General features: G+C 43.3%; 10 protein-coding genes. 5 read left to right on the forward strand and 5 right to left on the reverse strand.

Annotated elements, in window-relative coordinates:
- Positions 1-74: 74 nt before the first annotated feature.
- From hslU to priA, 5 genes are all read right to left on the reverse strand, one after another.
- A complete protein-coding gene (hslU, locus tag L2747_RS10575; protein ID WP_248999005.1) occupies positions 75-1,400 on the reverse strand; it encodes an ATP-dependent protease ATPase subunit HslU in 1,326 nt (441 codons plus the stop codon).
- A gap of 45 nt (positions 1,401-1,445) precedes the next feature.
- The gene (hslV, locus tag L2747_RS10580) at positions 1,446-1,970 is read right to left on the reverse strand and encodes an ATP-dependent protease subunit HslV (protein ID WP_220767023.1); all 525 of its coding nucleotides are present in this window, start codon (positions 1,968-1,970) and stop codon (positions 1,446-1,448) included.
- A gap of 151 nt (positions 1,971-2,121) precedes the next feature.
- Entirely contained in the window at positions 2,122-2,697 is a 576-nt protein-coding gene (locus tag L2747_RS10585) for an SPOR domain-containing protein (RefSeq protein ID WP_248999006.1), read from the reverse strand.
- Positions 2,698-2,707: 10 nt separating this feature from the next.
- Positions 2,708-4,453, reverse strand: coding sequence for an arginine--tRNA ligase (gene argS, locus L2747_RS10590; protein WP_248999007.1), 1,746 nt, complete (start codon positions 4,451-4,453; stop codon positions 2,708-2,710).
- Between the two features lie 124 nt (positions 4,454-4,577).
- Positions 4,578-6,773: a primosomal protein N' gene (gene priA, locus L2747_RS10595; protein ID WP_248999008.1), complete on the reverse strand. Its 2,196-nt coding sequence runs from the start codon at positions 6,771-6,773 to the stop codon at positions 4,578-4,580.
- A gap of 411 nt (positions 6,774-7,184) precedes the next feature.
- Here priA and L2747_RS10600 point away from each other — a divergent pair, with 411 nt between their 5' ends.
- The 5 genes from L2747_RS10600 (at position 7,185) to csrD (ending at position 12,839) form a co-directional block, all read left to right on the forward strand.
- The gene (locus L2747_RS10600; RefSeq protein ID WP_248999009.1) at positions 7,185-7,934 is read left to right on the forward strand and encodes a FimV/HubP family polar landmark protein; all 750 of its coding nucleotides are present in this window, start codon (positions 7,185-7,187) and stop codon (positions 7,932-7,934) included.
- Between the two features lie 201 nt (positions 7,935-8,135).
- On the forward strand, positions 8,136-8,348 hold the full coding sequence (rpmE, locus tag L2747_RS10605; RefSeq protein WP_220762057.1) for a 50S ribosomal protein L31: 213 nt from the start codon (positions 8,136-8,138) through the stop codon (positions 8,346-8,348).
- Positions 8,349-8,540: 192 nt separating this feature from the next.
- A complete protein-coding gene (locus tag L2747_RS10610) occupies positions 8,541-9,311 on the forward strand; it encodes a thermonuclease family protein (protein ID WP_248999010.1) in 771 nt (256 codons plus the stop codon).
- 203 nt (positions 9,312-9,514) lie between these two features.
- Positions 9,515-10,765, forward strand: a complete 1,251-nt coding sequence (locus L2747_RS10615) for a malic enzyme-like NAD(P)-binding protein (RefSeq protein WP_248999011.1) — start codon at positions 9,515-9,517, stop codon at positions 10,763-10,765.
- Positions 10,766-10,931: 166 nt separating this feature from the next.
- Positions 10,932-12,839, forward strand: coding sequence for an RNase E specificity factor CsrD (csrD, locus tag L2747_RS10620; RefSeq protein WP_248999012.1), 1,908 nt, complete (start codon positions 10,932-10,934; stop codon positions 12,837-12,839).
- The last annotated feature ends 57 nt before the right edge of the window (positions 12,840-12,896 follow it).

Here is a 12,896-nt window from a genome sequence, read left to right on the forward strand (position 1 = left end):
GCGGTTAAGGAGCATATTGTCCTTAACCGCTATCACTAATTTAGCCATTATTTGGCAAAGAGCTTAAGCTGAGCTTATAGGATAAAGCGGCTTAGATCTTCGTCTTGTACTAAGTTATCTAGGTGCGCTTTAACATAGTCTGCATCGATAACTGAAACAGAACCAGACTTGTCAGACGCTTCGTAAGAAAGCTCTTCCATCAAGCGTTCCATTACTGTGTGCAGGCGACGGGCACCGATGTTTTCAGTTCGCTCGTTGACCTGCCAAGCTGCTTCAGCAATGCTATCGATACCATCTTCAGTAAACTCGATGGTCACGCCTTCAGTGCCCATTAAAGCAATATATTGCTCAGTTAGTGATGCGTGTGGTTCAGTTAAGATACGCTTAAAGTCACCGGCTGTGAGTGCATCTAGCTCAACACGGATAGGCAGACGACCTTGAAGTTCAGGGATCAAGTCAGATGGCTTAGACATCTGGAACGCGCCCGATGCGATAAACAAGATATGGTCAGTTTTTACCATGCCGTGTTTAGTGTTAACCGTACAGCCTTCAACAAGAGGAAGTAGGTCACGCTGCACACCTTCACGAGATACATCAGGGCCTGACGATTCGCCACGCTTACAGATTTTATCGATCTCATCTAGGAATACGATACCGTGCTGCTCAACAAGCTCAATTGCTTGTTCTTTTAAGTCTTCTTGATTAACTAGCTTAGACGCTTCTTCTTCAATCAATAGCTTATAAGCTTCTTTGATTGGCATCTTGCGGCGCTTACTCGCACCCGGTCCCATATTTTGGAACATACTTTGTAGCTGGTTAGTCATCTCTTCCATACCAGGAGGAGACATAATCTCAATGCCGGCTTGTGGCGCGGCAATATCGATCTCAATTTCTTTGTCATCTAGCTGACCTTCGCGTAATTTCTTACGGAAGATTTGACGGGTTGCGTTGTCATCAGCTTTTTCGCTATCCCAATCTTCTTTCGGTTTAGGTAGCAATGCATCTAAAATACGCTCTTCTGCAGCTTCTTCTGCGCGGAATTTACACTTCTTAATTTGCTCTTCACGAGTCAATTTAATTGCCGAGTCGGTTAGATCGCGAATGATCTGCTCAACTTCTTTACCCACGTAGCCCACTTCAGTGAACTTGGTGGCTTCAACTTTAATGAAAGGGGCTTTTGCAAGACGTGCTAAGCGGCGAGCGATCTCAGTTTTACCTACACCAGTAGGACCAATCATAAGAATGTTCTTTGGCGTCACTTCTTGACGAAGATCTGCAGCAAGCTGCATACGGCGCCAGCGGTTACGCAGTGCAATGGCAACTGAACGCTTGGCTTTTTGTTGGCCGATAATGTGGCTATCTAGCTCGTGAACAATTTCACGTGGTGTCATTTCAGACATATTCTTTCCTCATGCTTTACAGCATTTTTTACTTAGCGCGTAGGCTTAGTACTTTAATTCTTCAATTGTCTTAAATTGGTTGGTGAATACACAGATGTCACCAGCAATTGTTAGCGATTTTTCAGCAATTTCGAGTGCACTCAAGTCAGTGTTTTCAAGTAGTGCAGTCGCAGCTGATTGGGCAAAGTTGCCACCAGAACCAATCGCGATAAGATCATTTTCAGGCTGAACCACATCACCATTACCGGTAATGATTAATGAAGATTCAGCATCGGCCACAGCAAGCAAAGCTTCAAGCTTGCGTAGCACTTTATCTGAGCGCCAGTCTTTAGCCATTTCAACGGCTGCGCGCATTAGGTGACCTTGGTGCATTTCAAGCTTAGCTTCGAAACGCTCAAATAGGGTGAATGCATCGGCTGTACCGCCAGCAAAGCCCGCAAGTACCTTGTTGTGGTACAGACGACGAACTTTTCTAGCATTGCCTTTCATAACGGTGTTACCGAGAGAAACTTGGCCATCACCGGCGATAACGACTTGGTTATTTCGGCGTACTGATACGATTGTGGTCACAATAAATCCTCTTCTCTAGCCAGCGGCATTATGCCTGCTGGTTGACGATAATAAAGATATGGGGGTGGTGAATTGAATATCAAGGGGAGCAAAGGTTTGTTGGCATAAAAAAACGCTGCACAGGGCAGCGTTTTTTCTAACAGGAATAGGCTTAACCTTCCCAGAACCAGATTTGGCAACCGTTAGTGCCAGCGTTTTGCAGCACATGGCGTTGTCTTTCAGCATCGCGCTTTTTGTCATAAGGACCTAATACGACCTTATACCAAACACCGCTACTACCTGTAGCCTTACGCACCTGCGCCTCTAAACCTTGAAAAGCGATAATCGCTTTTAGCTCATTGGCCTGTGACTCTTTTCTAAACGAACCACATTGCATTTGATAAGGACGTTTTGGCTTATTTGATACTTCAGGAAGATCGACTTCGACCTTCTTGTTTTCTAGCTCTTCAAGGTAAGTCCATTCCTCTTTAGGTACAGGAGGAAGTGCATCTGGATCTTTCTTAGCTGGCTTTTTCTTTGGTTGTTCAACCACTGCTGGAGCAGCAGTCGGTTTGTCATTGCTGCTTAATATCCACAGTAAATAACCAAAGCTAGCAATACCTACAAGCGTGATAAGCCCCAGCAAAATTGGAAAGCGTTTAGGTGCTTTTCCTTTTGAGCCCTTTTTGCGAGCGCTGTTCTTACCTTTTCGAGCAGGCTTACGGTTTGCATAATCACGATTTGTCATGAGCTGAAGGTTACATCCGTTCTAATGTTTCTAGACCAAGAAGGTTTAAGCCTTGTTTTAGTGTCTTAGCAGTAAGCTGTGACAATAATAGACGGCTCTTCTTTTGCTCTTCAGATTCAGCGGCTAACACTGGGCAAGCTTCGTAGAAACTTGAGAACGCACCGGCTAGCTCAAATAGGTAACCACAAAGGGCATGTGGTTGGCCTTTGCTAACCATACGTGCCATCACTTCGCCAAACTGAGCAAGCTTAGTGCCTAGGTCTTTCTCTTTTTCATGCTCTAGAATGATTTTCGCATCGCTTAAATCAACGTCTTGAGCACGTTTGAAGATCCCAGCAACACGCGTGTAAGCGTATAGTAGGTATGGCGCTGTGTTACCTTCAAAGCTAAGCATTTGCTCGAAGCTGAAGATGTAGTCACTTGCACGGTTTTTAGATAGATCAGCGTATTTAACTGATGCGATACCGACAACGCGAGCAATCTCAGCTAATTCAGCTTCATCCATATCTGGATTTTTGCTACGAACAAGCTCAAGAGCACGAGTATCGGCTTCCTTCAGTAGGTCAATAAGCTTAACTACGCCACCAGAACGAGTCTTAAATGGACGACCATCTTCGCCATTCATGGTGCCAAAGCCCATGTGTTCGAAGCTCATTTCTTCACGTACAAACTTAGCGGTTTTAGCTAGTTTGAATACTTGTTGAAAGTGCAGCGCCTGACGTAAATCGACAAAGTACAATGCACGGTCAGCATTAAGTACGTTTGAGCGGTAACGCATTGCCGCTAAATCGCTAGTTGCATATAGGTAACCGCCATCGGCTTTTTGGATAATAACCGGTAGTGGCTCGCCTTCTTTGTTTTTGAATTCGTCTTGGAAAACAACTTTTGCGCCGTTGCTTTCAGACAACAGACCTTGTGCATCAAGGTCGGCAACTACTTGAGCAAGATCGCTGTTGTAAGCACTTTCACCACGTACATCAGCGCGGGTTAGGCTTACACCTAAACGCTCATATAACTCATGGCAGTGACTTAGCGAGATATCGTTAAATTCACGCCATAGTTTGTTACAGTACTCGTCACCTGATTGCAGCTCAACAACCAATTTACGTGCACGAGTGGCAAATTCTTCTGACTCGTCAAAACGGACTTTAGCGGCGCGGTAGAATGTCTCTAGATCAGACAGTTCCATTTTAGCTTGCTCGCCGTTGGCAGCTTGCAGCTCTTCCATATAAGCAAGCAGCATACCGAACTGGGTACCCCAGTCGCCCACGTGGTTTTGACGAATAACTTTGTGGCCCATAAATTCTAGGGCGCGTACTACGCTGTCACCAATAATGGTTGAACGTAAGTGACCTACGTGCATCTCTTTAGCCAAGTTTGGCGAAGAGTAATCGACAACCACAGTTTGTGGCGCTGGTAGCTCAATACCAAAGGTGTCGCTGTTTAGCGCAGTCATTAACTGGTTTGCTAGCGCATTATCATCGATAAAGAAGTTAATGAAACCAGGGCCTGCAATCTCTACTTTTTCAACATGAGCTGATTCAGGCAGGTTATCGATAAGCAGTTGAGCGAGTTCACGTGGATTTTTGCCCGCAGCTTTAGTTAGCATCATTGCCAAGTTAGTTGCAAAATCACCGTGGCTTTTATCTTTCGTTCGGTCAACTTGAATACGAGCTTCGAAGTCAGCAGGAACAACCCCTTGTTGTTTAAGGGCATTTAAAGATTCAGCGAGTAAAGATTGAGTATGTGATTTCATTGGCGTTTAATCGACACTTACATAAAGAAAAATAATAGGGGGTAACCGACTATTTTAGCCGCTAGTGGCGGTGAATTACTATCCTCTAGCGAACTTTTTCTGCTTTGAAGTGAATAAAGTCGATTTAAAGCAAATCTTGTGGGTCTCTATCTATACTCCAGCGACACTTTTTAGCCAGAGGTAATTGCTCTATTTGCGGCAATGCACGTTCAAACTCTGCCTGTAATCGATTCCGGTTTTTTGTTTGAAATAATAACTGACGGCGATATTTACCGGCCTTTCTATCAAGCGGTGCTGGCATTGGGCCAATCACTTCGCACTCATCGTCTTGTGGTAGCAAAGCACCAATCTGATTTAATAGATTGTCGGCATCAATAGCTTGGTGCGCTTCGGCGCGGATTAATATCATGTGCCAAGCTGGTGGCAATAACGCTTGAGTGCGCTCAAATAGCTGATTACGAGCAAACTCACCATAACCTTTATGCATCAGCTCACGCAGCATGGCGTTATCGCTTTGATGAGTTTGCAGTAATACTGTGCCCGGTTTTGTGGCGCGGCCGGCGCGACCTGAAACTTGAGTATAAAGTTGGCCGAACCTTTCAGGCGCTCTAAAGTCTGCACTAAATAGTGCGCCATCAACATCAAGCAGGCCGACAAGCGTCACATCAGGAAAGTGGTGTCCTTTAGCCAACATTTGGGTGCCGACCAAAATCTTATACTCGCCTTTGTGAATGGCGTTGAGGTGCCCCTCAAGTGAACCTTTATTGCGAGTGGTATCTCTGTCGATACGCACCACCGGATGATTTGGAAACTCTTTCTCTAAAAATGAGGCTAATTGCTCGGTGCCGACGCCTTGACCGGCAAGCATGGTACTGCCGCAGCTGTGGCATTGTCTTGGAATGGCATATTGATTACTACAGTGGTGACAGCGAATCTCGCCCAAAGCTTGATGCACAGTAAAAAAAGCATCGCAGCGGTCACATTCATGCAGATGACCGCACTCATGGCAAATAAGCGCAGGGGCAAAGCCGCGGCGGTTCAAAAACAAAATTACCTGATTACCGGCATCAAGATGAATACGCATCTCGTTTAATAATGCGTGCGACATACCTGAGCGCAATGGCTGATTACGAATATCGACAATGCCCTGACGCACTTTTTCAGCCGCACCGGCGCGCTTGCCTAAATGTAGGTGCTGGTAACGACCATTTAGTGCATTTTGTAAGGTTTCTAGTGATGGTGTTGCGGTACCTAAAAGCACGGGGATATCTTCTAAGTGACCACGCATAACGGCTAAATCACGGGCATGATAGCCAACACCTTCTTGTTGCTTAAAGCTTGAGTCATGCTCTTCATCTAAGATGATAACGCCGGGATAAAGCATCGGGGTAAACAATGCCGAGCGGGTACCGATAATAATCGCAGCTTCGCCAGATTTTGCTTGGCGCCAAGCGTCTAATCTTTGATTGTCGGTTAGTCCTGAATGGATCACCGCCACCTTAACGTTGAACCTGCGACGAAAACGGTTAATGGTTTGCGGCGTTAGGCCAATTTCAGGCACCAATACTAAAGCTTGCTTGCCTTGCTTGAGTATTGTTTCAAGCATAGCGAGATAGACTTCGGTCTTGCCCGAACCCGTTACACCTTCTAGTAAAGTGCAGTGATAACCTGTTTGCTGGGTGAGTGTTGCAACAGCAATGGCTTGTTCAGGGTTGAGTCTATGAGGCTCTTCGGTCATCTCAAGCTCGCTACGCCAGCTTAAGTCGATATCGAGCGTACGGTTCTTCTTTTCAATCCAACCTTTATCATCTAAGGCTTTTACGGCGGCTTTACTTAACTCTAAGCTGGTTATTTCGCTCAGCTCTAGATCACGCTCTCGTAAACTATGCAGCAATTTACGCTGCGCTGGTGCGCGGTTTAACTGATTAATATCTACTTCTTTGCCCGCATCGGTTAGTGTCCAATAAGTAACGCTAGACGCTTTGACTTCGGCGCCTTTACGCAGCGCGACCGGAATAGCTTGCGACAACATTTGTCCCAAGCTGCAGAAGTAATATCGTGCGGCCCATGCGGTCAGCTTATACAGTGATTCAGGTAGCAATGGCTCATTATCTAAAATCGCCACTATCGGTTTTATTTGTTTAGGTGTGAGCGAGCAGCTGTCTGTTACAGCAGTAATTAGGCCTATGAGTTGTTGGCGACCAAAGGGCACTTGAACACGCATGCCTTTTTGAGGCGTAATAGTGATGTGTTCAGGGACTTGATAGCTAAAGTTTTGTCGCATTGGAACGGGAAGGGCGACTTCAACAAACAAAGGCATAGAGTTACAGGCTCGAAAGGATACTGTCTTTAAGTGTACCGAGGCTATTTAGTCAGAGCCAGCGACAATTGATTTAATTGCTGCTAAGCCAAGAGGTTGTTGTAAGTAAGTGAGCACTTTAACCTTAGATGTTGAAGGTTTATTTTTGCGGTATGCTCGCAAGACAACAATGGTTCATAACTTGAAATCATTAATAAAAATCTGCAGCGATAGTCTTTATATAAATGGTCTAAGATGAATAGGCAGCAGGTAAGTATCTGGTTATGTGGTTACTTGATAAAAGCTGATTTAATTGAATCAAGCCATTAAGCTGAACAAGTAAAAATAGCTTTGAATGACAAATAATAAACATCAAAAAACCGTACACAAAAATAACGATAATCTAGAAGTGAGCAAATCGGGATATATGAGATGAAGAAAACAATATTAACGCTAATTGGCTTATTAATGCTGACACCAGCTTATGCGCAGGTGTCTCATGTGAGTATTAATCAAAGTTTGTTTGAGCTTGGCGAAAATCCAAATTTGAAGCTGAATATCGTTTCATCTCATAACAATTTAAAAAAGGTCCAGTTTTCAGTTCGGCAAGCTGATGGGGAAGAGCGTCTAAGTACTCATCCGCTAAATAGCTTTAAAGTGCAAGTTGCTGGGGTGAGTAAGGTAACAGATAAAAATGCGGTACTAATTATTAAAGAGTACCGAGTCAGCCGCTGGTATCAGGTAAAGATCATTAACTTATTTAACCAAGGTTTGCCAGAGTCCGCTATGGATAGCTATTACACTGCCGACCGTTCAAAGGCGTCCGAGCAAGGTACCCAAGTATCTGAAGCTGTACTTGCTGACAATAAACTTGCTGTAGCATTAGGTTTTGGTGAAGAGCCAAGCATCCAAAAACCTCAGGTGATGGTTCCTGATAATTGTTCGATTACTTTTAATGGTAAAGAAAGCCTTTGGAGAGTTGCAAATCGTCAGGCTAAGTTGTGGGGGCTTAGCGCCTATGGCGCAATGTTAGCTATTTATGAAAGTAACCCTAATGCGTTTAACAAGCAAAGTATTCATGGGCTTAAAGCTGATGCTAAACTGAACTGCCCTTCTAAGGATATTCTAGAAAAACATCAGAATGCTAAGACCGCAGAACAAGAGTTTAGTGCCATGGAATAATGACTAAAGCTGTTTGCGCAAAAGGCGATGAGGCGGCCTTTTTAGCAAGGTTTTGGATTATTAATCTAAGGTGTATTTTGTTGCTTGAATCTAGCATTTAGATGCTGTAGTATTCGCCGCCTAAATAATTTTATTTTAACAGCATGTGGTGTCCGACTTCGGGTTGGAAGAGCGACATGGCCTTTTACTGAGGTAATTCCAATGAAACCAGGCATTCATCCTGATTATGCAGAAATCACTGCAACTTGTACTTGTGGTAACGTTATCAAGATTAACTCTACTGTAGGTAAAGATTTACACCTAGACGTATGTGGTGCATGTCACCCATTCTACACTGGTACCCAGAAAGTTATGGATACTGGCGGACGTATCGACAAGTTCAACAAGCGCTTTGGTGCACTTGGCAAGAAGTAATTATTACTTTTGCAATGAATTTAAAAAAGGCGCCTTTATGGCGCCTTTTTGCTGCCTGAAATAAAGCAAACTGGTTATTTCTTATTTATTATTCATTGTGTTAGTGTCGACATGTTCGTTTAGCCACAAGGGGCGAATAGTGAGTATTGGCTATCGACATTGAGCGGTATGAGGCGAAGCAAGGGGCGGGAAATGAAGTTAATAAAAGTATTAATGTTATTGACTGCTTTGCAGGCTTTTTCATTACAAGCTAGTCAATGTATGCCAACTCAATTTGATGAAACTGTTACCTTAGCGCACATTAATGATGGCGACACGATTACCTTAACCGATGGTCGTTTAGTTCGACTTATTGGTATAGATGCACCCGAAATCGATTTTCAATTCCCCAATCTTTCCCAACCTTATGCGAATAATGCTAAAGCGTTTTTGGCTACCACAGTAAAACCTGGTCAATTATTACAACTCGTATTTGATAAAAGACGCCTCGACCCTTATGGCCGTACTTTAGCTTACGTTTATACCGAGCAACAACAGCATCTACAAGAACTGATGCTAGCCAATGGTTATGCTAAAGCTCGGGTCTATAAAAATGATTACTTTTGGCAATGTTTGAGCACTATTGAGCAGGATGCTCGAGATAATAAAATAGGCTTATGGAGCTTAAAAGCATATCAACCGCTAGCAACTGAGCAGCTGAGCCGAAATGACATTAATCAATGGCTAGAGATCAGAGGAGTGGTCACTGGTTATGAAAGAAAAGGTCAAAATTTTGAGCTTAATATCGATAATAACTTGGTTTTGATGATATCTCAGCAAGATATTGGTAATTTTAGTAACATTCTGACGTTAAAGTTACTTGAAAGTCCGGTAATTGTGCGTGGTAGATTGTATTATTCTTACAGTAAATATCGGCTAAATGCCTCGCATCCATCGCAGATAACCTTAGAAAATCTACCTTAGGAATAATATATAGCGATAAAGTTAAAAAATGAGAGGAACTTATTTGAAATGATCTGAGATTCAAGTATCTTAGCGGCTATCAGCTAACTGTTTTTTGCTCAATTTAGAATTCTACTTAAAGGATCAGTATTGGGTATTAAGTAAACTTTTAGTTGCAGACCTTTCGCTTAGGATATTATTAGTCGCACTCAGGATTAGAAAAAATGGCAGATTTTCGTCAACAAGCCCTCGATTACCACGAATTCCCAGTACCAGGCAAAACAGCTGTTTGCCTAACTAAACCCGCTGAAACTAGCATGGATCTAGCATTAGCATACAGCCCAGGTGTTGCTGAGCCTGTGCGTGAAATTGCGGCTAATCCAGATAATGCTTATCGTTACACAGGTAAAGGTAACACTGTTGCGGTGATCTCTAACGGTACTGCCATCTTAGGCTTAGGTAACTTGGGCCCGCTGGCTTCTAAACCTGTCATGGAAGGTAAAGCTTTACTTTTCAAGCATTTTGCAAACATTGATGCAACAGATATCGAAGTCAAGCACAGAACATCAGAAGAGTTCATCAACACTGTAGAAGCGATTGCCGACACATTTGGTGGTATTAACCTTGAAGATATTAAAGCACCTGAGTGCTTTGAAATTGAAAAAGCTTTGATTGAACTTTGTAATGTTCCTGTATTCCATGACGACCAGCATGGTACTGCAATTGTTACTGCTGCCGGTATGATTAACGCCTTGGAAATTCAAGGCAAGTCTATCGAAGATGCTGTGTTTGTATGTATGGGCGCTGGTGCGGCGGCAATCGCATGTATGACAATGATTGTTAACTGTGGTGCGCAACGTGAAAACGTTTACATGCTCGACAGAAAAGGCGTTATTCATACTCGCCGTGATGATATCAATGAATACAAGGCACTCTTCGCTAACAATACTGACAAGCGTACTTTGCAAGATGTCATTAAAGGTGCAGACGTATTCCTAGGTCTTTCAGGCCCAGACGTATTAGCGGCTGAAGACGTTGCACTAATGGCTGATAAGCCTGTTATTTTTGCATGTTCAAATCCAGATCCAGAGATCAAGCCTGAGCTTGCTCACGATGTGCGCAAAGATCTGATTATGGGTACAGGACGCAGTGACTACCCGAACCAAGTTAACAACGTACTTTGCTTCCCGTTTATTTTCCGTGGCGCACTAGATGTTCGCGCTTCACAAATTAATGATGCAATGAAGATTGCCGCTGTACACGCAATTGCTGCTTTAGCAAAAGAGCCGGTACCAGCAGAAGTATTAGCAGCGTATCCAAATGTCGATTCATTAGAGTTTGGTGCAAACTACGTATTGCCAAAGCCAATTGACTCTCGTTTGCTGCCAAAAGTGGCGAAAGCGGTTGCATTAGCTGCAATTGAATCTGGCGTAGCGACAATAACTGAATTACCTGAAGGCTATATGGAGTCTTAAGGCTTATTTAGTCATAAAAAGGGGCCTAAGGCCCCTTTTTTGTTGCCGACAGTTTTTTGATTACGTATAAATGATATTAATTGAAAATCGCTTTATTGAGCTGCACTTCGCTAAAAACTAAGCAGTGCTAGCCGAATATTAATAAGATCTCGCGGGAAGCGGACAAATGAAATTGACTCGAATGCTAACTAAAAAACTTACTAGCTTTTGGCTTATGTCACTTGCTGGTGTTGCCTTTATCTGTTTTTTGACCGCTATGGTTAGCTTTGTCCAGCTCACGTATACCTTTCAACAGCAAAAAGTGACTGAATTAGAAACTTTAATAGAGCAGCAGTCGAGCCGTCCCGAACGTTGGGGGTACCAAGAATGGCTGCCACCATTATTAAATTCATATAGGGCCCATGCCTTTACGTTGTCTAAAGGTGGCCAGTTGCTCTTTGAATATAAGCCTGCGCAGCATCATAAAGGTGGCGTGAATTACAAAAGCGAATTGGCAAACGGCCAATTGGTGATGAGCCTAACCTTGCCACAGCCATTTAATAAAAGTGATATTGGCTGGTATGGCATATTGGTTATTTTTATTGGTTGCTTAGCCGTTTGTTTGTTTGTCCGTTTTGGCTTTCGCTGGTTTTCTGCAGAGTTAAATGGCATTGAACATTTAGCTCAACGTTCGAGTTTGATCTTATCTGGTCAACATGACAAAGCGCTGGCGGAAAAAGGTCAAGGCAAGCCGCGCTTGATCAACCGGGCATTAACACATTTACTATTAGAGTTAGATGATGCTCATAAAGAGCGAGCGCGCTTTGATCAGTTTATTCGCTCTAACACGTTTCTTGATGCAGAAACTGGGATCGGTAATAGCCTATTTTTAAAGAACCGTCTCGATGCGTTGAGCAGCAGTTCAGGCATGATTACCCCTGGGGTGTTATATCTGTTTGAAATGGAAGATTTTGACTTATTGGCTAAAGAACTCGCAGAGCACGAAGTTGATGAACTCTTGTTACAGCTGATTGGTGTCGTTAATCAAATCTTAGCAGATAAAGCTAACAGCATTTTTTCACGTCGCTCATACAATCAATTTGCGGTGGTAGTACCGCAAATATCCCAAGTTGAAGCAGATCAATTAGCGGCTAAGTTATTACGTCTTAGTTTAAGCCAGCTTAATTCTTTGGTGACTTTACCTGAGGACTTTCTACATTTAGGTGGCGCTTACTTTAAAGTGGGGGATGACAAAGACGCTTTGGTCGAGGAGGCTGAATTAGCGCTGCGTTCGGCGCAATTTCAGGGAGATAGCAGCTGGTTTATGTATGACAAAGGGGCAGTCGATGGTGATTTGTCAAAAGGTTCGGTGCGATGGCGCAGTTTTATCGAAAACGTATTGGTCAGCAAGCGAGTGTTTTTATTTTCTCAACCGGTTGTCGACAGTGACTTTAATGCGCATCATCAAGAAGTGACCAGTCGTCTGCGTGATACTCATGGAAACTTAGTACGTGCGACTCTATTTTTACCTATGGCGATAAAGTGCGGATTAACGCCGCAGATAGAGCGTCAAGTTGTTGAAATGGTAATGTTCGATGTACTGCCTAAGCATAAAGATAATAGCCTAAAGTTCAGCATTAATTTGAGCTTGGATACCTTAACCAGTCGTGCATTTGTTCGCTGGTTGAAAACCACATTGTTAGAATATCGTCATTTAGCGCCGAGACTAATCTTTGAGGTTAACGAAGATATTTTAGTGAATCATCAGCAGGAACTGAAAGAACCGCTTGATATGCTGACCAAAATGGGCGCAAAAATCTGTGTTGATCGGGTCGGGCAGCAGGTAGTTAGTACTGAATATATGCATCACTACCCAATCTCACTGATAAAGTTGCATCGTTCGATTGTGAATCAGATCCATCTACGCACAGAGAACCAATTATTTGTTCGCAGCTTGATAGCCGGCTTGTTTAGGACTGATGTACAGGTATGTGCTGAAGGTGTTGAACTGCTACAAGAGTGGCAAACATTGCAGATTTTAGGGGTAAGTGCAGGTCAAGGAAGCTTCTTTAGTGAGCCTATAGAAGAGGTATAGTCTGTTTCATATTTGAGTGAGTTTGTTAATTAGGATCTGTAAATTGGCATTTTATCT

Origin of the sequence: Shewanella marinintestina (assembly GCF_023283845.1) — a bacterium.
Lineage (GTDB): Bacteria > Pseudomonadota > Gammaproteobacteria > Enterobacterales > Shewanellaceae > Shewanella > Shewanella marinintestina.

Coding starts and splice junctions, on each gene's coding strand:
- hslU (WP_248999005.1), bottom strand. CDS start 1,400: ATGTCTGAAATGACACCACGTGAAATTGTTCACGAGCTAGATAGCCAC.
- L2747_RS10585 (WP_248999006.1), bottom strand. CDS start 2,697: ATGACAAATCGTGATTATGCAAACCGTAAGCCTGCTCGAAAAGGTAAG.
- argS (WP_248999007.1), bottom strand. CDS start 4,453: ATGAAATCACATACTCAATCTTTACTCGCTGAATCTTTAAATGCCCTT.
- priA (WP_248999008.1), bottom strand. CDS start 6,773: ATGCCTTTGTTTGTTGAAGTCGCCCTTCCCGTTCCAATGCGACAAAAC.
- L2747_RS10600 (WP_248999009.1), top strand. CDS start 7,185: ATGAAGAAAACAATATTAACGCTAATTGGCTTATTAATGCTGACACCA.
- rpmE (WP_220762057.1), top strand. CDS start 8,136: ATGAAACCAGGCATTCATCCTGATTATGCAGAAATCACTGCAACTTGT.
- L2747_RS10610 (WP_248999010.1), top strand. CDS start 8,541: ATGAAGTTAATAAAAGTATTAATGTTATTGACTGCTTTGCAGGCTTTT.
- L2747_RS10615 (WP_248999011.1), top strand. CDS start 9,515: ATGGCAGATTTTCGTCAACAAGCCCTCGATTACCACGAATTCCCAGTA.
- csrD (WP_248999012.1), top strand. CDS start 10,932: ATGAAATTGACTCGAATGCTAACTAAAAAACTTACTAGCTTTTGGCTT.